The sequence below is a fragment of the Trinickia camelliae genome (genome assembly GCF_053525655.1).
The window spans coordinates 693,020-715,656 of the sequence record NZ_JBCHAA010000001.1 but is presented as its reverse complement, the minus strand read 5'-3'; the positions used below and the strand labels follow the sequence as shown (position 1 = coordinate 715,656).

At 63.3% G+C, this 22,637-nt stretch carries 14 protein-coding genes and 2 tRNA genes; 6 read left to right on the top strand and 10 right to left on the bottom strand.

Annotation, left to right across the window (positions count from 1 at the left end):
• Positions 1-5 precede the first annotated feature (5 nt).
• Positions 6-4,076, bottom strand: coding sequence for a phosphoribosylformylglycinamidine synthase (gene purL / locus AAHK20_RS03180; protein WP_449179960.1), 4,071 nt, complete (start codon positions 4,074-4,076; stop codon positions 6-8).
• A 379-nt stretch (positions 4,077-4,455) separates the two neighbouring features.
• Between purL and AAHK20_RS03175 the strand changes: the two genes are divergently transcribed.
• The 3 genes from AAHK20_RS03175 to pgi all read left to right on the top strand — a co-directional run bounded on the left by AAHK20_RS03175 (position 4,456) and on the right by pgi (position 9,393).
• Positions 4,456-5,757: an FAD-dependent oxidoreductase gene (locus tag AAHK20_RS03175; protein WP_449179959.1), complete on the top strand. Its 1,302-nt coding sequence runs from the start codon at positions 4,456-4,458 to the stop codon at positions 5,755-5,757.
• A gap of 134 nt (positions 5,758-5,891) precedes the next feature.
• A complete protein-coding gene (locus AAHK20_RS03170; protein WP_449179958.1) occupies positions 5,892-7,481 on the top strand; it encodes an NAD(P)H-hydrate dehydratase in 1,590 nt (529 codons plus the stop codon).
• A gap of 289 nt (positions 7,482-7,770) precedes the next feature.
• Positions 7,771-9,393, top strand: a complete 1,623-nt coding sequence (gene pgi, locus AAHK20_RS03165; protein ID WP_449179957.1) for a glucose-6-phosphate isomerase — start codon at positions 7,771-7,773, stop codon at positions 9,391-9,393.
• A 96-nt stretch (positions 9,394-9,489) separates the two neighbouring features.
• Here the strand turns inward: pgi and AAHK20_RS03160 are convergent, their stop codons facing one another.
• Positions 9,490-10,176 (bottom strand): ABC transporter ATP-binding protein, encoded by a 687-nt coding sequence (locus AAHK20_RS03160; protein ID WP_449179956.1) that lies wholly within the window; start codon positions 10,174-10,176, stop codon positions 9,490-9,492.
• Positions 10,177-10,261: 85 nt separating this feature from the next.
• Between AAHK20_RS03160 and AAHK20_RS03155 the strand changes: the two genes are divergently transcribed.
• Positions 10,262-10,891: an arylesterase gene (locus AAHK20_RS03155; RefSeq protein WP_449179955.1), complete on the top strand. Its 630-nt coding sequence runs from the start codon at positions 10,262-10,264 to the stop codon at positions 10,889-10,891.
• Positions 10,892-11,026: 135 nt separating this feature from the next.
• Positions 11,027-11,368 carry a hypothetical protein gene (locus tag AAHK20_RS03150; protein WP_449179954.1) on the top strand — a complete coding sequence of 114 codons (342 nt, stop codon included), beginning with the start codon at positions 11,027-11,029 and terminating at the stop codon, positions 11,366-11,368.
• Positions 11,369-11,489: 121 nt separating this feature from the next.
• Here AAHK20_RS03150 and AAHK20_RS03145 read toward each other — a convergent pair whose 3' ends face one another.
• From AAHK20_RS03145 to tig, 8 genes are all read right to left on the bottom strand, one after another.
• Complete coding sequence (locus AAHK20_RS03145; RefSeq protein ID WP_449179953.1) at positions 11,490-13,421, bottom strand: SurA N-terminal domain-containing protein; 1,932 nt, start codon at positions 13,419-13,421, stop codon at positions 11,490-11,492.
• 94 nt (positions 13,422-13,515) lie between these two features.
• A tRNA-Asp gene (locus tag AAHK20_RS03140) sits at positions 13,516-13,592 on the bottom strand.
• A 322-nt stretch (positions 13,593-13,914) separates the two neighbouring features.
• Positions 13,915-13,990, bottom strand: a tRNA-Val gene (locus AAHK20_RS03135).
• A 69-nt stretch (positions 13,991-14,059) separates the two neighbouring features.
• Entirely contained in the window at positions 14,060-14,332 is a 273-nt protein-coding gene (locus AAHK20_RS03130; RefSeq protein WP_007585907.1) for an HU family DNA-binding protein, read from the bottom strand.
• Between the two features lie 267 nt (positions 14,333-14,599).
• On the bottom strand, positions 14,600-17,017 hold the full coding sequence (lon, locus tag AAHK20_RS03125; protein WP_449179952.1) for an endopeptidase La: 2,418 nt from the start codon (positions 17,015-17,017) through the stop codon (positions 14,600-14,602).
• Between the two features lie 185 nt (positions 17,018-17,202).
• Positions 17,203-18,474, bottom strand: a complete 1,272-nt coding sequence (clpX, locus tag AAHK20_RS03120) for an ATP-dependent Clp protease ATP-binding subunit ClpX (protein WP_449179951.1) — start codon at positions 18,472-18,474, stop codon at positions 17,203-17,205.
• Between the two features lie 193 nt (positions 18,475-18,667).
• Entirely contained in the window at positions 18,668-19,321 is a 654-nt protein-coding gene (gene clpP, locus AAHK20_RS03115; RefSeq protein ID WP_136896416.1) for an ATP-dependent Clp endopeptidase proteolytic subunit ClpP, read from the bottom strand.
• 145 nt (positions 19,322-19,466) lie between these two features.
• A complete protein-coding gene (gene tig, locus AAHK20_RS03110) occupies positions 19,467-20,819 on the bottom strand; it encodes a trigger factor (protein ID WP_449179950.1) in 1,353 nt (450 codons plus the stop codon).
• A gap of 607 nt (positions 20,820-21,426) precedes the next feature.
• On the opposite strand from tig, the gene AAHK20_RS03105 reads away from it, so the two are divergent.
• Positions 21,427-22,569: a glycerate kinase gene (locus tag AAHK20_RS03105; RefSeq protein WP_449179949.1), complete on the top strand. Its 1,143-nt coding sequence runs from the start codon at positions 21,427-21,429 to the stop codon at positions 22,567-22,569.
• The last annotated feature ends 68 nt before the right edge of the window (positions 22,570-22,637 follow it).

Below are 22,637 nucleotides of genomic sequence, written 5' to 3'. Positions count from 1 at the left end.
GCCGCTCAGCCGATCCAGCGGCGCGCGTTCTGGAACGCGCGCATCCACGGGCTCGCCTCACCCCAGCCTTCCGGATGCCAGCTCATCTGCAACGTGCGGTGCACGCGCTCCATGTGCGGCATCAGCACGCTGAAGCGACCGTCCGGGGTCGTCACCGACGTAATGCCGGCCGGCGATCCGTTCGGGTTGAACGGATAACGCTCGGTTGCCTGACCGCGATGATCGACGAAGCGCATCGCGATATCGACACGCGCGGCATCGCCCTGCTGCGAGAAGTCGGCGTAGCCTTCGCCGTGCGCGATCGCAACCGGAATGCGCGAGCCTTCCATGCCGGCAAAGAAGATCGACGGCGACTTCTGGACTTCGACCAAAGAAAAGCGCGCCTCGAACTGCTCGGACTTGTTGCGCGTGAACTTCGGCCACGCTTCGGCGCCCGGGATGATCGACGCGAGGCTGCTCATCATCTGGCAGCCGTTGCAGATACCGAGCGCGAATGTGTCCTTGCGATCGAAGAAGGCGGCGAACATATCAGCGAGCATCGGGTTGAATCGGATCGTCTTCGCCCAGCCCTCGCCCGCGCCCAGCACGTCGCCGTATGAGAAGCCGCCGCACGCGACCGCGCCCGCGAAGTCGGCGAGCGTCGCACGGCCGGACAGCAAGTCGCTCATGTGGACGTCGTGGGCGTCGAAGCCGGCGCGATCGAACGCGTAGGCCGTCTCCAAGTGCGAGTTCACGCCTTGCTCGCGCAGGATCGCGACACGCGGGCGGGCACCCTTGCCAATGAACGGCGCGGCGACATCTTCATTCGCGTCGAACGTCAAATGCGGCGCGATGCCGGGGTCGTCCGCTTCGAGCAGTACGTCGTATTCGGAGTCGGCACAGGCCGGGTTGTCGCGCAGACGCGCGATACGCCAGCTCACCTCGCTCCACGCGCGATGCAGTTCCGTACGCGGTGCTTCGTAGATCTTCTTCGCATCGCGGTAGATCTCGATCGCGTCGCGCTCGTTCAGCTTGCCGATCACGTGCGAGCAGGCGCCGAGGCCATGCTCGCGCAGCACTCCGAGCACGGCGTCGCGATCCGCTGCGCGGACCTGAACGACGGCACCCAACTCTTCGGTGAAGAGCGCGCGAACCGTCAGATCCTCGCGACGGCCGCTCGTCTGCTTCGCCCAATCCTTCGCATCGCCGTAGTCGAACTCGTGCTGCGAATCGAGCGTGAGCATGTCGACGTTGAGCGACACGCCGACGTGCCCCGCGAACGCCATTTCGCAGACCGTCGCCCACAGCCCGCCATCCGACCGGTCGTGATAGGCGAGCAGCTTGCCGTCGGCGTTGAGCGCCTGGATCGCCGCAAAGAAGCGCTTGAGGTCTTCGGCATCGTCGACATCCGGCACACGGTCGCCGACCTGCTGCGTGACCTGCGCAAGAATGCTGCCGCCCAAGCGATGCTTGCCGCGTCCGAGGTCGATCGCGATCAGTGTCGTATCGCCGGCAACGCTCGCGCTCTGCAATTGCGGCGTCAAATGACGGCGTACGTCTTCGACCGGCGCGAAGGCCGAGATGATCAGCGAAACGGGCGCGACGACCTCTTTCGCGACGCCGCGATCGTCCCACTTCGTTTTCATCGACAGCGAATCCTTGCCGACCGGAATGCTGATGCCGAGCGCCGGGCACAGCTCCATGCCGATCGCCTTCACGGTATCGAACAGCGCGGCGTCCTCGCCGGCGGTGCCGCACGCGGCCATCCAGTTCGCCGAGAGCTTGAGCTTGTCGAGAGATGCGATCGGCGCCGACGCGATGTTCGTCACCGCCTCGCCGACCGCCATGCGGCCCGAAGCGGGCGCGTCGATCACGGCGAGCGGCGTGCGCTCGGCCATCGTCATCGCTTCACCGCGGAAGCCGACGTAGTCGGCGGCCGTGATCGCGCAATCCGCGACCGGCACCTGCCACGGACCGACCATCTGGTCGCGCGCGGTCGTACCGCCCACCGAACGGTCGCCGATCGTGATCAGGAACGACTTGCTGGCGACGGTCGGGTGCTTCAAGACGGACAGTGCGACTTCCGACAGCGCGAGGCCCGTCACGTCGACCGCCTCACGCGTGGCGGCCACGCGCTTCACGTCGCGATGCATGCGCGGCGCCTTACCGAGCAGCACTTCCATCGGCATGTCGACGGGTTCCTGCTTACCCTCGGCGTCGGCATCGATCAGTTGCAATTGCCGGGCGTCGGTCGCCACGCCCACGACGGCCAGCGGACAGCGCTCGCGTTCGCAGATCGCTTCGAACATCGGCAGATCGGCGGGCGCAATCGCGAGCACGTAGCGCTCCTGCGCTTCATTCGACCAGATCTCGCGCGGCGACAGACCGCTCTCTTCGAGCTGAACCTTGCGCAGCTCGAAGCGCGCGCCCTTGTTCGCCCCATCGACGAGCTCCGGGAACGCGTTCGACAAGCCGCCCGCGCCGACATCGTGGATGCTCAGAATCGGATTCTTCTCGCCAAGCTGCCAGCACGAGTTGATCACTTCCTGCGCGCGGCGCTCGATCTCCGGGTTGCCGCGCTGGACCGAATCGAAGTCGAGTTCGGCGGTGTTCGTGCCGGTCGCCATCGAGCTCGCGGCGCCGCCGCCCATGCCGATGCGCATGCCGGGGCCGCCGATCTGGATCAGAAGCGAGCCGGCAGGCAGGTCGTGCTTGTGCGTGTGCTGATCGGAGATATTGCCGATGCCGCCCGCGATCATGATCGGCTTGTGATAGCCGCGCACCTGGCCGCCGACGTTCTGCTCGTAGACACGGAAATAACCGCCGAGATTCGGCCGGCCGAATTCGTTGTTGAACGCGGCGCCGCCGAGCGGGCCGTCGATCATGATTTGCAGCGGCGAGGCGATGCGGTCCGGACGGCCGTAGGCGTCGTGCTGATCGGCAGGATTGCGCTGCGCCGGCGGCACTGCCGCATCGCGCGCGTTTTCCCATGCCTGGCGTGCGTCGGGAAGCTCGAGATTCGAGACCGAGAAGCCCGTGAGGCCCGCTTTCGGACGCGCGCCACGGCCCGTCGCGCCTTCGTCGCGGATCTCGCCGCCCGCGCCGGTTGCGGCGCCCGGGAACGGCGAAATTGCAGTCGGGTGATTGTGCGTCTCGACCTTCATCAGCGTGTGCGTGAGCTCGACGTGGCGGCCATAGCGCTCGCCTGGTTCGCCGGCTGCGCCATTCGCGGCGGCCGGGCGCGGGAACCAGCGTTCCGCCATGCCGCCCGCCATGATCGCCGAGTTGTCCGAATAGGCGACGATGGTGCCTTGCGGGTTCAGCTTCTCGGTGTTCTTGATCATCTGGAACAGCGAGATGTCCTGCGGCTCGCCGTCGATCGTCCATTGCGCGTTGAAGATCTTGTGGCGGCAGTGTTCGCTGTTGGCCTGCGCGAACATCATCAGCTCGACGTCGGTCGGATTGCGGCCGAGCTTGCCGAACGCATCGACGAGGTAGTCGATTTCGTCGTCCGCGAGCGCGAGGCCGAGCTCGGCGTTCGCCGCTTCGAGCGCAGCGCGTCCGTGCGCCAGGGTATCGACGCTCGAAAGCGGCTTGGCCGGCAGTTCGTCGAACAGGTGCTGGGCATCGTCGCGCGAGCGCACCACGCTTTCAGTCATGCGGTCGTGCAGTGCTGTAGCGACGGCCGCGCGCGCCTCCTCGGAGAGCGCCTTCTTGCCGCCGAGCAAGCCGCTTTTCAGAACGACGGTGTACTCGATGCCGCGCTCGATACGGCGCAAATGCGTGAGGCCGCAGTGATGGGCGATGTCGGTCGCCTTGCTCGCCCACGGCGACACCGTGCCGAAGCGCGGCACCACCAGGAACGTTTCAGCCGCGCCGCGCTCGCTGCCCGCTTCGACCGGCGCGCCGTAGTGCATCAGCGCCTCGATCTTCGCGCTGTCTTCGCTCGTGAGCGTCTCGGACGAATTGACGAAGTGCAGATATTGGCCGCGAACGCCGACGATATTGCTGTCGATTTTCGCGAGCGTGTCGAGCAGACGGGTTTGACGGAAATCAGAAAGGGCCGAAGCGCCGGGGAAACACGAGAAGTGGGCCATGGACTAGACGTGACGTCGATGAGTCGCGCGTGGGGGCGGCGACATGAGGCGAAAGGAAGACCGAGATTATACCTGGAGTTGGCCCCCGAAAAGCTGGCCGAATGGCCTAGGGCGCGTGGCGCGACGCGGCTTGCCGGGCGGTTTAGAGCGCGCGGAGAACACGCCGGCGCCGCTAGCTCGCCCCAATTTCAAGATGCGCGCCTCCGCCCGAGGCGACGCGTGCGCGCCACGCCCGCCGCCGTCCGCGCGACCGGCTGGGCACGTTTGGCGGTATCATGCACGGCTTCATCCGTCGGCGCGCCACCTCGCACAGCGCCGCACGTCACGCGAACACGGGAATCAGGGAGCGCCCCTCGCGCTCCTTCGCATCGAATCAGTCATGGATGTCATTGTCATTGGCGGCGGGATCGTCGGGGTCGCCACCGCATATCAGCTGCGCGCGGCCGGGCACCGCGTGTGCGTCGTCGAGCGCCACGCGACCGTCGCGCAAGGCGCGACCTTCGGGCACGGCGGCGCGATGCTGCCGACGCCGCTCGACGTCTGGTTCGGTCCGACCTTCATGCAAAGCCGGCGTGCCCCGAAAAGCGGCATCGTGTTCAAGCCTGGCCTCAACTCGGGCGCGCGCAGGTTCATGCGCCGGCTCGATCAATTGCAAGCGCCCGATGCGTTCCGCGAGCATTGCCTGCGGTTGAAGCCGCTCATCGACGCATCGCGCGAGGCGATCGCCGACATCGAGAACCGTTTCAAACTCGAATTCGAACAGCAAAGCGGCGTGCTCCACGTGGTGCGCCATCAGCGTGAATGGGAACAGTTGCAAAGCGCGCTCGACCTGCTGCGCGAATTCGAAATGCAACACCATGTACTGACGCCGGCCGAATGCGCGGCCGTCGAGCACTCGGTGCCGACCGAGCCCGAGTTCGCGGGCGGCGTGCTGTTCGAAACCGAGCGCACGGCTAACTGCCCGCTCTTCGCCAAGCTCGTCAAGCAGGTGCTCGACGAAAACGGCGGCGTCGAGTTCAAGTTCGGCCGCAGCGTCACGGCGATCCGTGTCGACAATCAGCGCGCTGCCGTCGAACTCGCGCCCAGCGAAGGCGAGTCCACACGCTCCCGCGAGGTCGACGTGATCGCCGCGGATGCCGTCGTCGTCGCCGCCGGCGCGGGCAGTCTGCCGCTCATCCAGCGGCTCGGGCTCGATCTGCCGCTGCACCCGTTGCGGCTGCACGCGCTGACCGCGCCGATCGCCTACGAAGAACGCGCGCCGCATCTGGCCGTGGTCGACGTGATCAAGCGCATCACCATGTCGCGCATGAACCAGCGCCTGCGCATCGCGGGCGGCGCCGTGATGCAAGGCGTGCGGGAGAGCACGAAACCGCTTGGCGAACCGCTCAGGAAAGCCGCCCTGACACTGCTCGGCCAGGCCACTCACGACTGGATTCCCGGCGCCGCCAAGATTTCGGCAGCGCTCGCGTGGGAAGGCGTGAAGCTGCTCTCACCGGACGGCCTGCCGGTGGTCGGACAAGCGGCGCATCCGCGCCTTTTCGTCAATTTCGGCCACGGGCCGGCTGGCTGGGGGCTCGCGTGCGGGTCTGCTAAAGTGGTGGCAGATCTTGTTTCCGGCAACGCGCCCAGCGTGCCGCCCGATACGCTCGCGGCGCTCCGCCCCGATCGTTTCGCGAGCTGACCGCGCGGTTTGCGGCCGGGTTCCATGGCGGCCGGGCTCGCGGACCTGATGTATCAGCCAGGTCCTGGCGCCCCGCGCCATCTGCGCCTAGCCGGAGGCGCGTTTCGCACTTGCCCTCGCTTGCGCCGCCCGACATGACCGCTACCGCTCCGCTCGATTCAGCTTCCCAGCCGCTCCTCTCCCCTCACGACCGTCCCCTGCCGCTCTACACCGTCGCCGAACTTCGCGCGCTCGAAAAGGCAGCCGAAGCGGGGCTTCCCGCGCACACGCTGATGGCGCGCGCCGGTGCGGCCACCGCGCGTTTTCTCGCCGATCGCGCGACGCACGACGGCTCGTCGGCCGAGCATCGCCCCATCTGGATCATCGCCGGGCCGGGCAACAACGGCGGCGACGCGCTCGTTGCCGCGGCCGAGCTGCATCGCATGGGCATCGCCGTCGAAGTGTTCATGCCGTTCGAAGTCAAACCGGACGACGCGCGCTGGGCGCTGGGCGTCGCGCGCACGTCCGGGGTGACGATATCGGCCGCGCCGCCTGCGTCTTTCGATGCCTATGGCTGGCTCGTCGACGGGATGTTCGGCATCGGCCTCGCTCGGCCGCTCGATGGCGTATTTGCGCAAGTGGCTGAGCGCCTGAGCGAACGTGCGCGCAACGCCGGTCGCGTGCTGGCGCTGGACGTCCCCAGCGGCCTTGACAGCGACACCGGCAACGCAGTCGGCCCAGGCACGGTCGTGACGGCCACTGAGACCCTCACGTTCATCGGCGCGAAGCCGGGGCTCTATACGGGCTCAGGCCGCGATTTCGCGGGTGCGGTTACCGTGGCGCCGCTCAGCCTCGACGTCGACATGAACACGGCCGCGCCCGGCCCGATCCGCCTGAATGCGCCGGCGCTTTTCACCCCCGCTTTCCCCGCCCGCTCGCACGCCACCCACAAGGGCACGTTCGGCAGCCTGGCCGTCGTCGGCGGCGACACCGGCATGTGCGGTGCGCCGATCCTCGCTGCGCGCGCCGCGCTTTATACCGGCGCGGGCAAGGTACACGTCGCGTTCATCGGCGCCGGCGGCCCGGCGTACGATCCGCCGCATCCGGAGTTGATGCTGCACTCGGCCGACGCGCTGCGGCTCGACGCGATGGACGCCCTCGCGATCGGCTGCGGCATGGGCGACACACAACGCGCGGCCGAAGCGCTAGCCCGCGCGCTGCGTCTCAATGTACCGACGCTGATCGACGCCGATGCGCTGAACCTCGTCGCGCGCGAAGCGGAGTTGGCCGCAGCCGTTGCCGCACGCGGCAAGGCCCGCGACGTCTGCGTGCTGACGCCGCATCCGCTCGAAGCCGCGCGCTTGCTGGGATGCGACGCCGCGACGATCCAAAAAGACCGGCTCGCCGCCGCACGCGCGCTCGCGACGCGCTTTTCGAGCGTGATCGTCCTCAAAGGCGCGGGCACGGTGATCGCCGCGCCGGACGGCCGCGTCGCGATCAATCCGACGGGCAGCGCGGCGCTCGCGACGGGCGGCACGGGCGACGTGCTCGGCGGCATCATCGGCGCGCTGCTCGCGCAACGGCTGCCTCAGTACGAGGCCGCACTCGCGGGCGTCTATCTGCACGGCCTTGCCGCCGATACCCTGACTGACCGCGGTCAAGGCCCGGCGGGCCTCACGGCGGGCGAACTCGCGCCAGTGGTGCGCGAACTGCTCAATCGGCTGATCTATTCGCGGCGCGCTTGACGATCGCGCTTTTCGATCGTTGTGAACGCAGTGGCACGGCCCATGCTGCACGCGCCAAGCGCACGCCGTTCACCATCAAGGCATACGCGCCGACACACGACGCCGCTATACTGACCGACTGCGCCGTACATCGACCGCGTCCCGAGCCTGCGCTTCGGACGCACGATCCATCCAAGCACAATCGAAGCACGAGAGCGTGCGCGGCGCAGCGCTGCTTCACGACGACGGACCGCGTGCCAAGCCGGATGCGCGGCCTTCCCTTCGAGCCCCTTCGCAAGACGGACAGTTTATGACGCTGAATACGCTTCCCTCCTGGTCCTCGCTGCAAGCACACTACGAACAGATTCGCGACGCGCGCCTGCGCGACTGGTTCGCGGCCGGCCAGGACGCCTCCCCGACGCGCTCCGAGCGCTTCACGATCGAAGGCGCGGGCCTTGCCGCCGACTTCTCGAAGAACCGCATCACCGACGAAACCCTGCGCCTCCTGGTGACGCTCGCGCGCGAAGCGGGCGTCGAGGCGCGCCGCGACGCGATGTTCGCGGGCGAAATCGTCAACCCGACCGAAGGCCGCGCGGCACTCCACACCGCGCTGCGCGCGACGAGCGCAAGCGCCCCGTTCCACGCGGAAATCGCTGCCGAGCGTGCGAAGATGGCCGCGTTCGCGAACCAGGTGCGCGACGGGCGCTGGACCGGCTACACCGGCAAGCGCATTCGACACATCGTCAACATCGGCATCGGCGGCTCGGACCTTGGGCCGAAGATGGTCGTGCACGCGCTGCATCATCTGGCGACGCCCGAGATCGCCACGCACTTCGTCTCGAACGTCGACGGCGCCGACCTCGCGCGCGTGCTCGAACAAGTCGACCCGGAGGAAACGCTCGCGATCATCGTCTCGAAGACGTTCACGACGCTCGAAACCATGACCAACGCGCTTTCGCTGCGCGACTGGTTCATTGCCAACGGCTGTCCGGAGAGCGCGCTTGCGAAGCACTTCGTCGGCGTGTCGGCGAACCCGGCCGAGGTGGTCAAGTTCGGCATCGCGAAGGAGAACGTGTTCGAAATGTGGGACTGGGTCGGTGGACGCTATTCGCTGTGGTCGGCGGTCGGCTTGTCGATCATGATCGCGATCGGCCCTGATCAGTTCGACGAACTGCTGGCCGGCGCCAACGACATGGACGAGCACTTCAGGAACGCGCCCCTCGAACGCAACCTGCCGGTGCTCATGGGCCTGATCGGCATTTGGTATCGGAACTTTTTCGGTTCGCAGAGCTATCTGGTGGCACCCTACTCCGAAGCGCTGCACTTTCTGCCGTCGTATTTGCAGCAGCTCGAGATGGAGAGCAACGGCAAGTCCGCGCGGCTCGACGGCGCATTCGTCGACTACCCAACCTCCGCAGTCACCTGGGGTGAGCCGGGCACCAACGGCCAGCATGCGTTTTTCCAGATGCTGCACCAGGGTCCGACGATCGTGCCGATCGACTTCATCGCCGTGCTCACGCCGGAGCATCCGCTCGCGAGTCATCATCCGAAGCTGCTCGCGAACTGCTTCGCGCAAAGCGAAGCGCTGATGCTCGGACGCACGGTCGAGGAAGCGCAAAAGGTGGCCGGCCCGGACAAGCCTGAACTCGTGCCCCACCTCGTCTTCCCCGGCAACCGCCCGACGACAACCCTGCTGCTCGACGCGCTGACTGCCCGCTCGCTCGGCGCGCTGATCGCGCTCTACGAGCACAAGGTGCTCGTGCAGGCATCGGTCTGGAACATCAACCCATTCGATCAGTGGGGCGTGGAGCTCGGGAAGATTTTGGGCAAGGTCGTCGAAGCGGACCTGACTGCCGCCTCGGTCGACGAGAAGAAACACGATTCGTCGACGTCGGCGCTGATCGCGCGCGCTCGCGCGGCGCTCAAGCGCTGAAGTTCTAGCGCGAGAAGCACAACGGGCGAGGCAGCCTTGTGGCCCTCGCCCGTTTTCTATCGGCGCTCGTCGAGAGCGGTGAGTTGTGTTTGTCGCTCAAACGATGCGGCCAGCGTCGATCGTCACCGTCGTATCGCAGCGGCGCGCGAGTTCGACGTCATGCGTCACCAGCACGAGCGTCGCACCGTTCGCCCGGTTCATCTTGAACATCAAATCGATCACGGCGTGACCGGTCGCGGCATCGAGACTACCTGTCGGTTCGTCGGCGAAGAGAATCGCCGGATGCGTGACGAATGCGCGCGCGAGCGCCACGCGCTGCTGCTCGCCTCCCGACAACAGCTTTGGATAATGCGTCGTCCGTTTCCCTAAGCCGACGTGCTCGAGCAACTCGCGCGCGCGCGACGACGCATCGCGGGCCGACATCCCGCTTTGCAATTCGAGCGGCAGCATCACGTTCTCGAGCGCCGTGAGGTGCGGCATGAGTTGGAACGATTGGAACACGAAGCCGACCGAGCCGTTTCTCAAGCCCGCTCGTTCGTCCTCCGAGAGCGTCGTCAGTTCGTGGCCGAGCAGCCGAACCGAGCCCGAGCTCGCGCTGTCCAACCCCGCGAGCAGGCCGAGCAACGTCGACTTCCCCGAGCCCGACGCGCCGACGATCGCCACGCTGCTGCCCGGCATGATCGACAAGTCGATATCATCGAGAATCGTCAGCTCGCCGGTGGCATCCTTGACCCTCTTGGACAAACCCCGTACTTCAATGATCGGATCGGTATTTTTCAGCATGAAGAAGCGTCGATTGGATTTGCGCCCCCGCTCATCGAGCAAGCGGCGTTCCGCGTGCCGTGCATTGTGCGCCACGCTTTGTACCATGCTTGCCGGCATCGCGTTCGGCCCGGCAGCGGCGCATGCCGCGCTCGCCGCCAATGCCGCGCCCGCCAAGCCTGTCATCGTCGTGCTCGGCGACAGCATCTCCGCCGAATACGGGCTGCCGCGCGACACCGGCTGGGTGGCGCTGATGCGCCAGCGTCTTGCGGATGAGCGAATCGATTATAGCGTCGCGAACGCGAGCATCAGCGGCGACACCACGAGCGGCGGACGCGCGCGCATGCCCGAATTGATGGAGCGGCTGAAGCCTTCGATCGTGATCGTCGAGCTCGGCGCCAACGACGCGCTGCGCGGCGTCCCGCTATCGACGACTGAAGACAACCTGCGCACGATCATCGAGCAGGCGCGCCAAGGGCACGCGAAAGTCGTGCTGATCGGGATGTACGTCCCGCCAAATTACGGCCCGGACTATACGCAGAAGTTCCACGGACTCTACGGCACGTTATCGAAGGAAATGCACGTGCCACTCGTGCCGTTTTTGCTTGCCGGCATCGAGAACAAACCGGAGATGTTCCAAGCCGACCAGATTCATCCAACGCAGCAGGCGCAACCGGCGTTGCTGAATAACGTATGGCCGACGCTCAAGCCGTTATTGCACCCGGCGGCTCGTTAAGTCCCGTTAAGCAGGATTACGAGACGCTAACATTTTGTTTCGAAATCCGGGGGAACATCGCTTTTCATTCGACGCTCTCACTTTCGTATGACTTGTTTTTCTGCTCGAACGAGCTTGTTTTAGAAAGGAGAAAGCGTGAAGAAATACCTTCCCCTCATCGCACTGGCCGCCACGGTATCCGCCTTTGCTCAATCGCCGGCCGGCATTCAATCGGTCGGACAAAGCCAGCAAGCCCCACAGGCCGTCGCTCAATGCATCGCAAAGAAATGGGCCGACAATTCGCAGCAGCAGGTGATTTCGCAAGCCACGCTTGCCAACAACATGGCCGTGGACGTTTATGCGCCTGGCCAGCAGCCACCGTCGGGCGCAGCGGCCGTGGTCCGTCCATCGAATAGCGGCAAGGGCACATGGGTGGGCTACCGCTCGGGCGGCGCCGCTGGCGGTGACGCAACCAGCGCCATTAGCGCGTGCCTGTAACGCCTGATCCGATTCGCTAAACCGGCAATAAAAAAGGTTCTTCACGTAGTGTCGTGAAGAACCTTTTTTTATAGGGTGCCGCGATCGCAAGCGCTTCTAACGAAGCGCTTGGACCGGAAGATCATTCGTCGCTGTTCTGCGACGCACCCAGATTGCCGTACAGCTTGACCTTCGAGCGCGCGCGCAGCGAATCGATATACGCCTGCATCTCCAATTGCGCGTTCGCTTGCGCAATCTGCTGCTGGGCAGCCGCGAGCTTTTGCGGATCGATCGCCGGACCCGGCAGCACCGCGTTAACACGATAGATCGCATAGCCGTCGGCACCGAGATCGACGCCGACATACGCCGGCAACTTCTGCGCATCGGCCTTGAATACGGCGCTCAACACGGTAGGCGGCACGCCTTGCGCGTCCGCACGCGACACCTTCACCTCGGACGAGAAACCCGCGGTCGACTTCGACTTCTGCAAGTCGGCGAGCTTCGCTGCGCCGTCCTTGCGCGCCAATTCCACCGACTGTTCGGCGATGTACTTCTGCCGCACCGCGTCCTTGATCGTGTCGAGCGCCGGTACTGCGGCCGGTTTGTAGTCGGTCACGCGCGCGGCAATCAACGTGGTGTTGCCGACATCGATTGCCTGCGTGTTGTTCTTGTCCTTCACAGAATCGCTCGCGAACACGGCGGCCAGGAACTTCGCATTGTTCAACGGGCTATCCGGCGGCAGCGTGGCGTTCGGCTTCGGCGATACGGTCGCCGTCTGGATCGTCAGCTTGTACTTGTCAGCAGCGGGCTGAAGGCTCTTTGCCTGCTCGTAGACAGTCGACGTGAAGCCGTCGGAGTCGTCCGAGAAAGATTTGGCAGCGAGTTGCGTCTTCAGGTCCTTCGCGATGTCGTCCTTTACCGAATCGAACGGCTTTGTCACGGACGGCTTGACGTCCGTCGCCTTCAGGATGAGGTAGCCGACGTCGGTCGTTACCACATCGCTGATCTCATCCTTCTTCAGCTTGAATGCGGCATTGTCGAACGCGGCGCCGCCCGCCATCATCTTCGGGCCGAAGTAACCGAGATCGCCACCCTTCGCGGCCGACAGCGGATCTTGCGAATTCTGTTCAGCAATCTTCGCGAACTGGTCGGGATGCGCCTTGACTTCGGTGAGCAAGGCGTCAGCCTTTTGCTTGGCCTTTGCCTTGTCGTCCGCGCTCACGCCTTGCGGCGCTGCGATCAGGATCAGGCTCGCACGCATTTGCGGCTGAGTCTGGTAATGGGCGATGTTGTCGTCGTAGTACTTCTTCACGTCGGCGTCGCTCGGCTGGACCGACGCTGCGAGCGTCGCCGGCGACAGCACGAGATACTGAACCGTCGCCGTTTCCGGCGTCGCGAAATCGTTGCGATGGCTGTCGTAGTAGGACGCGAGTTGAGCGTCGGTCGGCTGCACCTTCGATGCATAGTCACTCGAGCGCAGCACCAAACCCTGCACGGCACGCTGCTGCGATGCGATGTCAGCCAGATGCTGAGCGAGGCTCTTCGGCGTGAATGCGCTCGCTTGGATGCTGTCGGGGATCTGCTCCATCGACAGGCCATAGCGCACACGCTCGTCGTATTGCTCCGGCGTCATGCCTTGCATCGCGAGCAATTGCTTGTAGCGGTCGACGTCGATCGAACCGTCCGGCTTACGCAGCGACGAAATCACCGGGTCGGCGAGCAGCGCACGGCGCACGGCATCGTCGGACGCAGTCAGATGCTCGCGTTGCGCCTCGTCGGCGAGCGAGCGCTGCTGAATCAAGCTATCCAAAATCTGTTTGCGACGCTCGGGCGTATCGATCATTTTCATGTCGAACTGAGCGCCAAGAACCTGTCGCGCCTGATCGACTTGTTGGCGCAACGTGTTGTCGTACTCGACACGCGTGATCTTGTGTCCGTTGACACTCGCGACATTCGCGCTTTCGTCGAAGAACCCACGGAAACCCTGGATGCCCACGAAACCCAGCCCCGGCACGATGACGAGGATGAGCATGAACATCATCAGGCGCTTGTGATTGCGGAAGAAATCGAGCATGCGTGAAGGAATGCGATTGACAAAACGCCCGATATTACAACAGCGGGCAGAAAAAAAGGCGAACCGAAGTTCGCCTTCTACCTTCTGAACAGACTGGCGGAGTGGACGGGACTCGAACCCGCGACCCCCGGCGTGACAGGCCGGTATTCTAACCGACTGAACTACCACTCCTTGAACTTGCGCGCTGCGTTGCAACTTGAGCGAGTCGCCCTCTGCGTTTAGCCTTTTTTCAAGGCATTCGCTCGAGGAAACAAGCAGTATACGACGAAAAGAGGACTGCGTCGAAGCCTTTGTCAGCTCCGTGCCGCGCTGGCCGACCAAACTATCCGATCCATGAGTTGGATCAACGCATTGCCACGTAGAACGAAGTGTTTGCTGTGATTGGACGCGCCACTCTCGATTACGACGGCAAATAAAAAACCCGCAGAGCCAATAGCCTTGCGGGTTTCTAGCATGACCGACGACGCGCAGGACCGTCGCGGGCGAAACAGAATGGTGGGTGCTGAGAGGCTCGAACTCCCGACCTACGCCTTGTAAGGGCGCCGCTCTACCAACTGAGCTAAGCACCCATCCCGTGTTTCGCAAGCACTGGCTGACGATCGAAGCAAACCACGCTACCCCGTCAACCAGCTAGCCCGCTAGTTTAGCGCATCTTTCAGCGCTTTGCCAGGCCTAAACTTCGGAACTTTCGCTGCCTTGATCTTGATCGCCGCGCCAGTGCGAGGATTGCGGCCGGTGCGCGCCGTGCGTTTGCCGACAGCGAACGTACCGAAACCGACGAGCGTCACCGAGCCGCCCTTCTTCAACGTGCCTTTGACTCCTCCTATCACCGCATCGAGCGCACGTCCCGCTGCCGCTTTCGAAATGTCGGCTTGTTGCGCGATGTGGTCGATTAATTCCGTCTTATTCATTCCAAGCCCCCGAGAATGGTTGTTGGGCAATCATGAAAAAAGCGCCATCAGGCGCGGGAGAATAGAGCACAGCAGGCGCTGAGCTTGCCCATTAGAAGTGGACGAAACACCCCTGTCAACAAGGGTTGCGCCGGATTTGGAATACCTATTTTAGATTTGTTTGACAGCGTTGCACGGGACGCAAGTCATGCTCTGCATAGCTCTCGCTGACAGAATAAAAAAAGCCCGGGGCCAAGCCCCGGGCTTTCCATCCAGAACGACTGTCGATCAGTGCTTCACGACTTCGGCAGCGCCGGCATCCGTAGCAGCTTCGGCGACGGGCGTCGCTTTCGGCTCCTCTTCGGGCAACGCCTCAGGCACCCGCTCGAGCGCGAGTTCGAGCACCTTGTCGATCCAACGGACTGGCACGATTTCGATCGCGTTCTTCACGTTGTCCGGAATCTCCGTCAAATCCTTGACGTTTTCCTCCGGGATCAGCACGAGCTTGATACCGCCGCGGTGCGCTGCGAGCAGCTTTTCTTTCAAGCCGCCAATCGGCAGCACTTCGCCGCGCAGCGTGATTTCGCCCGTCATCGCGACATCGGCTCGCACCGGGATGCCCGTCAACACCGACACCAGCGCCGTTGTCATCGCGATACCGGCCGACGGACCATCTTTCGGCGTGGCGCCTTCCGGCACGTGGATGTGGATGTCCTGCTTCTCGAACGCCTCATCCTTCACGCCCAGACGGCGCGAGCGCGAGCGCACCACGGAGCGCGCAGCCTCGACCGACTCCTTCATCACGTCGCCGAGGGAACCGGTGCGGATCACGTTGCCCTTGCCCGGCATCACGGCCGCTTCGATCGTCAGCAGATCGCCGCCGACTTCCGTCCAAGCGAGACCCGTGACCTGACCGATCTGGTTTTCCTTCGCCGCGAGACCGAAGTCGTACTTGCGCACGCCAAGGAACGTGTCGAGATTGCTGCCATCGACCTTCACCGCGCCTTCGGCCTTCTTCAGCAGAAGCATCTTCACGACCTTGCGGCAGATCTTCGAGATTTCACGCTCGAGCGAACGGACGCCCGCTTCACGCGTGTAGTAACGAATGATGTCGCGAATCGCCTGTTCCGCGACATCGATCTCGCCTTCCTTCAGACCGTTGTTCTTCTTCTGCTTCGGCAGCAGGTAGCGCTGCGCAATGCTGACCTTCTCGTCTTCCGTGTAGCCCGACAAGCGGATGACTTCCATCCGGTCGAGCAACGGCGGCGGGATGTTCAGCGAATTCGAAGTTGCGACGAACATCACGTCCGACAGATCGAAATCGACCTCGACGTAGTGATCGGCGAACGTATGGTTCTGTTCCGGATCGAGCACTTCCAGCAGTGCCGACGACGGATCGCCGCGGAAATCCATACCCATCTTGTCGACTTCGTCGAGCAGGAAGAGCGGATTGCGTACGCCCACTTTGGTCAGGCTCTGCAGAATCTTGCCCGGCATCGAACCGATGTAAGTACGACGGTGGCCGCGAATCTCGGCTTCGTCCCGCACGCCGCCGAGCGCCATGCGCACGAACTTGCGATTGGTTGCGCGCGCAATCGATTGACCAAGCGATGTCTTGCCGACGCCCGGAGGCCCAACGAGGCACAGGATCGGAGCCTTGACCTTGTCGACGCGCTGCTGCACCGCGAGGTATTCGAGAATGCGTTCCTTCACCTTCTCGAGACCGAAGTGATCTTCGTCGAGCACGCGTTCCGCATTCGAAAGGTCGTTGTTGACCTTGCTCTTCTTACGCCACGGCAGGCCGATCAGCGTATCGATGTAGTTGCGCACAACCGTCGCTTCGGCCGACATCGGCGACATCAGCTTCAGCTTCTTCAGCTCGGCATCGGCTTTCTTCTTGGCTTCCTTCGGCATGCGCGCGGCGCTGATGCGCTTCTCGAGCTCTTCGAGATCCGCGCCCTCTTCGCCTTCGCCCAGTTCCTTCTGAATCGCCTTGACCTGCTCGTTCAGGTAGTACTCGCGCTGGCTCTTCTCCATCTGACGCTTCACGCGTCCGCGGATGCGCTTTTCCACCTGGAGAATGTCGATCTCGGCTTCGAGCTGTGCGAGCAGATGCTCGAGGCGCTCGATGACCGGGAACATTTCGAGGATGTGCTGCTTTTGATCGAGCTTGAGCGGCAGGTGCGCGGCGATCGTATCCGCCAGGCGGCCGGCCTCATCGATGCCCGACAGGGACGTCAGAATCTCCGGCGGGATCTTCTTGTTCAGCTTCACGTATTGATCGAACTGCGACACGATCGCACGGCGCAACGCTTCTGTTTCAGCGCTGTCGGCGTGGTCGGGTTCGAGCGGCATCACTTCGCAAGAGAACTGCGTCTCTTGCTCTTCGATCGACAACGTCTTCGCACGCTGCAGACCCTCGACGAGCACTTTCACCGTACCGTCGGGCAGCTTCAGCATTTGCAGGATGTTCGCGATACATCCCACTTCGTACATGTCTTTTTCGGTCGGCTCATCCTTGGCCGCCGTCTTTTGTGCAACAAGCATGATGTGCTTGCCGCCCTCCATCGCCACTTCGAGCGCCTTAATCGACTTCGGGCGGCCGACGAAGAGCGGTATCACCATGTGCGGGAAAACGACTACATCGCGCAGCGGCAGCAGCGGGAGCGTGGTGCGCTCCGAAGGAAGGAGTTGGGTTCCTGACATTTCATTTCCCCATGAGTGGAATCAAGTTCTTTCAGTAGTTGAGGCCAGCGCTACGTATTGCAAGCCATCGCGAGTGGGAAAAGTTCAGTGCAGTCAACAAACAGTCAGTGTTACCCACAAGATAAACGAAAAAAGCCGTCCACGTTGCCATGAACGGCTTTTTTATGAAACTCACCGAAAGCCGATCAGTTAGAACCCGCCACCTTCGGCGCATCCTCATAGATCAATAACGGTTTACCGTCGCCGTCGATGACATTGTCATCGATGATGACCTTGCTGACCCCTTTCATCGTCGGCAACTCGTACATCACGTCGAGCAATGCCTGTTCCAGAATGGAGCGCAACCCGCGCGCGCCGGTTTTGCGGCGAATCGCCTTGCGCGCCACGGCCTGCAGCGCCGCCGGCCGAATCTCGAGCTCGACGCGCTCCATCGCAAACAGCTTGTGATATTGCTTGACGAGCGCGTTCTTCGGCTCGACGAGAATTTTCATCAACGCCGCTTCATCGAGCTTGCCGAGCGTCGCGACGACCGGTAGACGGCCGATCAATTCGGGGATCAGACCGAATTTGATCAGGTCTTCGGGCTCGACTTCACGAAGCACTTCGCCCGCGTCGCGATCCTGTTTGCTTTTCACCGTTGCGCCGAAGCCGATGCCGGTCTTTTCCGTACGATCGGTAATGACTTTTTCCAGACCGTCGAACGCACCACCGCAGACGAACAGGATGTTGGTCGTATCGACCTGAATGAAATCCTGGTTCGGGTGCTTGCGGCCGCCCTGCGGCGGCACCGACGCCATCGTGCCCTCGACGAGCTTCAGGAGCGCCTGCTGCACGCCCTCACCCGACACGTCGCGGGTGATAGACGGGTTATCGGACTTCCGGCTGATCTTGTCGATTTCGTCGATGTAGACAATACCGCGCTGCGCCTTGTCGACTTCGTAATTGCAATTCTGGAGCAGCTTCTGAATGATGTTCTCGACGTCCTCGCCGACATAACCGGCTTCGGTCAGCGTCGTCGCATCCGCGATCACGAACGGCACGTTCAGAAGGCGCGCGAGCGTCTGCGCAAGCAACGTCTTGCCCGAACCGGTCGGGCCGATCAGAAGAATATTGCTCTTCGACAGCTCGATGTCGTCTTTCTTGTCGAGGTGCTTGAGCCGCTTGTAGTGGTTGTACACCGCCACAGCGAGAATCTTCTTCGCGCGTTCCTGCCCGATCACATATTGATCGAGGATGTCGCGAATTTCCTGCGGACTCGGCAAGTCCGATTTGGACAGGCCCGTGTCGGTACCCGCGCCCGCTGCTTCGTCGCGAATGATCTCGTTGCACAGATCGATACATTCATCGCAGATGAAGACCGACGGGCCTGCAATCAGTTTCTTGACTTCATGCTGGCTCTTGCCGCAAAACGAGCAATACAACAGCTTCTCGCTGTTCGAACCTTTCTTGTCCGCCATGGATATATGAGCCTCCGGACACTCGAATGACTTGGTACGCCGTTTCCCGACCTCTCCAAATTCGGGGTCGGTACATATTGGCGAAACGTGCGTATGACGGCGTCTTGCCGCCGGCGCTCAGACCTATTATCGACTATTTCATGGCGCCGCTTGAGTCGGCATTCGCCCTATTTAGGGACGAATGTCGACTGGATCAAGGGCGTTTGTGCATCACCTGGTCGACGAGCCCATAAGCCTGCGCGTCGTCGCCTGACATGAAGTTATCGCGATCGGTATCGCGCGCAATGCGCTCGACCGGCTGCCCGGTGTGGTGCGCGAGCAACTGGTTCAGCCTTTCCTTCAAATACAGAATCTCACGCGCCTGAATTTCGATGTCCGACGCCTGACCGCGTGCGCCACCCAGCGGCTGGTGGATCATGACGCGCGCATTCGGCAACGCGAAGCGCTTGCCCTTCGCGCCCGCTGCCAGCAGGAACGCGCCCATGCTCGCGGCAAGGCCCATACACAGCGTGGACACGTCGGGCTTGATGAACTGCATCGTGTCGTAGATCGCCATCCCGGCCGAAACCGAACCACCCGGGCTGTTGATGTACAGGTTGATGTCCTTGTCCGGATTTTCGCTTTCGAGGAACAGCAACTGCGCAACCACGAGATTCGCGGTCTGGTCGTTCACTTCACCGACCATGAAGACGATGCGCTCTTTCAGGAGCCGCGAGTAGATGTCGTACGAACGCTCGCCTCGGCCGCTCGTTTCCACGACGATCGGAACGAGCCCGAGCGCCTGCGCTTCCAGATCCCGCGGCGCGTGGGAGGCCAACGTGTCCAGCAATTGAGCGCGTGAGGTCATGCAATGTGTCCTTGTTCGGAATTAGTCTAGACGGCCAAGCAAAGCGGCGAGCGACTCTGCGGCAGACACTGCGCGCCACGCCACAACAGAAAAAAATGGCGTGCGGGCCGTCGCTCCGACAGCCGGCACGCCGTTGCATCGACGCTTAAGCTTGCGCTTGCGCCGTTGCGCTTGCCAGTGCTTCGAAGCTCACTTCCTTGTCCGTCACCTTGGCCTTGCCGAGCACGAATTCGACGACGTTGCTCTCAACGACGTACGCTTCCATTTCGGCCAGGCGTTGCTGGTTGGAATAATACCAGCGGACGACTTCCTTCGGGTCTTCGTAGCTTTTCGCGAATTCGTCGACTTCGGCACGAATCTGCTCAGGCTTCGCTTCGAGCTTGTTCTCCCTCACGAGCTCGGCGAGCACGAGGCCGAGCTTCACGCGGCGCTCAGCTTGTTCCTTGAACATTTCCGCCGGAATCGGCGCGCTGGCTGCGTTCGGCACGCCGCGCTGCGCGAGGTCCTGGCGCGCCATCTCGACGAGACGCTCTTGATCTTGCTCGATCAGTGCGTTCGGCACGTCGAGCTCCGCAATCTTCAGGAGCGCGTCCATCACTTGATTCTTGACGATGGCTTGCGTGCGGCGCTTCGCTTCGCGCTCGAGGTTTTCCTTGATCTCGGCGCGCATCTTCGTCAGATCGCCGTCGACGATGCCAAGCGACTTCGCGAATTCTTCGTTGATCTCCGGCAGATGCGGCCACTCGATCTTCTTCATCGTGATCGTGAATTTCGCCGTCTTGCCCGCCACTTCCTTGCCGTGGTAGTCCTCGGGGAACGTCAGGTCGAATTCGCGCGCTTCGCCAGCCTTCAGGCCCGTTGCCGCCTTTTCGAACTCCGGCAGCATGCGGCCTTCGCCCAGCACGAAGCTGAAGTCTTCGGCGCTGCCGCCTTGGAATGCGACGTCGTCGATCTTGCCGACAAAGTCGACCGTCACACGATCGCCCTCTTTTGCCGCGACGTCCGCGCCACCGTCACCGTGCTCGCCGGCTTCGCCGCGCGCGTGGAAGTGCACGCGCTGCTTACGCAGGATGTCCAGCGTGCGGTCGACTTCGGCTTCCGTGATCGTCGTCACGGTGCGCTCGATTTCCGCTGCGGCCACATCGCCCAGCTTCACTTCCGGATAGACCTCGAAGGTGGCGTCGAACGCGAACGCTTCGTCGCCAGCGCCTTCCTTCGGGCTGAAGCTCGGCTGGCCAGCGACGCGCAGATTCTCGGCGCGGCTGATGTCGAAGAATTGCTTGCCGACCTTGTCGCTCAGCACTTCGGCCTCGACCTGGCCCGAATACTGTTGCGTCACCATCTTGAGCGGGACCTTGCCAGGGCGGAAACCCGGCATGCGAACGTTCTTCGCGAGTTGGCGGATACGCGAATCGACTTCTTTCTGCACGACTTCTTTCGGCAGAGAAATCGTTACGCGGCGTTCGAGCTTGCCGAGGTTTTCTACTACGTTAGCCATGGCTTCAATCGTCCTAAAATTATTCAAGCGAATCAGTTATCTATACCGCGCCGTGCTGATGTGTCGCGCCAAGTTTTGCGCGGTGGCGGAGCGTTCGCATGTGCGTCGGGCCACCGGGCAAAACCTGGTGCGCCGCACGCGCCGCAAATCCGCCGGCCGGGCTTTTACCCAACGTCTGCGTCTATCGCTCGGGCTAGTTTCTAGCGGGCGGCGTTCTCGCCGCCTTCCTGCCATTTACCTTTGACGGTTACCGCGTAGTCTTGGACTAATCGGACCCGTCACCGGCTTTTCGCCCGCTTCCCTTGCTGACGGCAGCACGGTTTGGATCGGAAGAATCAAATATTCTAGCAAACTATTTATCCGGCAAGCCCAGATTCAGAGTTCTCGCATCTCCCGCGCTCGGAATTGAGCGTTGTTCCGACTGTTTTTACATCTTGCGGGCTAATCAAATCGGCAGGCGGCGCGCAATATAGCGGCAATCTCGGCTATGCCGTCCGGCTTATTCGTGGATGCATGTGCGGCTGATAAGCTAGCGCACATGGTCGCAACCGCGTCCAACGCCACGCCGGCCTTGTTTTGCAACGATCCCAATCAATCCTGAGACACCATGTCGAATCCAACGCCCTCGCCCGTCGTCGTCATCGCTCCCGATTCCTTCAAGGGCTCGCTCTCCGCAGAGCAAGTCGCGCAAGCCATCGCCGACGGCATCCGGCGCGCGCGTCCGGACGCCGTGGTGCGCTTGTGCCCGATGGCCGACGGCGGCGAAGGTACGCTCGACGCGATGCTCGCGCGCGGCGGCGAACGCCGCGTGCTGCGCGTGCGCGGCGCGTCGGACGCAGCGCGCGACGCCGCTACCGGGCTCTTGCCCGACGGCAGCGCGATCGTCGAGACGGCCGAGATCGTCGGCATTACCGACGAAGTCGGCATGAGCGTGCCGGTCGAGGCGCGCGACTCGCGCGGCATGGGCGAAGCGATTCGCGCGCTGCTCGATGCCGGCGTGCGCAAGTTCTTCGTCGCGCTCGGCGGCAGCAGCACCAACGACGGCGGCGCGGGTCTCCTGGCCGGCCTCGGCGTGAAGTTCTTCGACGCGAACGATCGCGAACTCGCTCCTACGCCCGAGCAGCTGGCCGGCCTCGCACGCGTCGATGTGTTGCAGCTCGATCCGCGGCTGGCGCAGGCGTCGTTCGTGGGTATGTCCGACGTCGACAATCCCCTGACGGGTGAGCACGGCGCCACTGCCATCTTTGGTCCGCAGAAAGGCGTCAAGCCCGAACAGGTAGGGCCGATCGACGACGTCCTCGCCCGCTTCGCCGATCTGATCGAGCCCGCGCTCGGGCGCACCGTGCGCGATCAGGCCGGCGCGGGCGCAGCGGGCGGGCTAGGCTTCGCGCTGCATCTGCTCGGCGCGCACTTCGAGCCAGGCGCGGAGGTCGTCGCGACGCAGGTCGGGCTCGACGCCGCCCTCGAAGGCGCGAACTGGCTCATCACCGGCGAAGGCCGCTCCGATGTGCAGACCCTGCACGGCAAGGCGCCCTACATCGCCTGCCGCCATGCGCGCGCGGCGGGCGTGCCGGCAACGCTGTTGTCGGGCGCAGTCGATGCAGCCGCGCTGCCGCGGCTGTCGGAGCATTTCACCGGCTGCTTCTCGCCGGCGCCCGGCCCGATCACGCTCGAGTTCGCGATTCGCGACGCCGCTCGGCTGCTTGCGAACGAGGCCGAGCAGCTCACGCGCTTGAAGTACGGTTCATGAGGCTCAAGACGTTAGTGAAATAGTGCGTTGACCGGCCAACCGGATGCAGCAACAATTCCACCGCTAGC

Coding starts and splice junctions, on each gene's coding strand:
- AAHK20_RS03130 (WP_007585907.1), bottom strand. CDS start 14,332: ATGAATAAGACGGAATTAATCGACCACATCGCGCAACAAGCCGACATT.
- purL (WP_449179960.1), bottom strand. CDS start 4,076: ATGGCCCACTTCTCGTGTTTCCCCGGCGCTTCGGCCCTTTCTGATTTC.
- AAHK20_RS03175 (WP_449179959.1), top strand. CDS start 4,456: ATGGATGTCATTGTCATTGGCGGCGGGATCGTCGGGGTCGCCACCGCA.
- AAHK20_RS03145 (WP_449179953.1), bottom strand. CDS start 13,421: ATGCTCGATTTCTTCCGCAATCACAAGCGCCTGATGATGTTCATGCTC.
- AAHK20_RS03105 (WP_449179949.1), top strand. CDS start 21,427: ATGTCGAATCCAACGCCCTCGCCCGTCGTCGTCATCGCTCCCGATTCC.
- clpP (WP_136896416.1), bottom strand. CDS start 19,321: ATGACCTCACGCGCTCAATTGCTGGACACGTTGGCCTCCCACGCGCCG.
- AAHK20_RS03170 (WP_449179958.1), top strand. CDS start 5,892: ATGACCGCTACCGCTCCGCTCGATTCAGCTTCCCAGCCGCTCCTCTCC.
- tig (WP_449179950.1), bottom strand. CDS start 20,819: ATGGCTAACGTAGTAGAAAACCTCGGCAAGCTCGAACGCCGCGTAACG.
- pgi (WP_449179957.1), top strand. CDS start 7,771: ATGACGCTGAATACGCTTCCCTCCTGGTCCTCGCTGCAAGCACACTAC.
- AAHK20_RS03160 (WP_449179956.1), bottom strand. CDS start 10,176: ATGCTGAAAAATACCGATCCGATCATTGAAGTACGGGGTTTGTCCAAG.
- clpX (WP_449179951.1), bottom strand. CDS start 18,474: ATGGCGGACAAGAAAGGTTCGAACAGCGAGAAGCTGTTGTATTGCTCG.
- AAHK20_RS03155 (WP_449179955.1), top strand. CDS start 10,262: ATGCTTGCCGGCATCGCGTTCGGCCCGGCAGCGGCGCATGCCGCGCTC.
- lon (WP_449179952.1), bottom strand. CDS start 17,017: ATGTCAGGAACCCAACTCCTTCCTTCGGAGCGCACCACGCTCCCGCTG.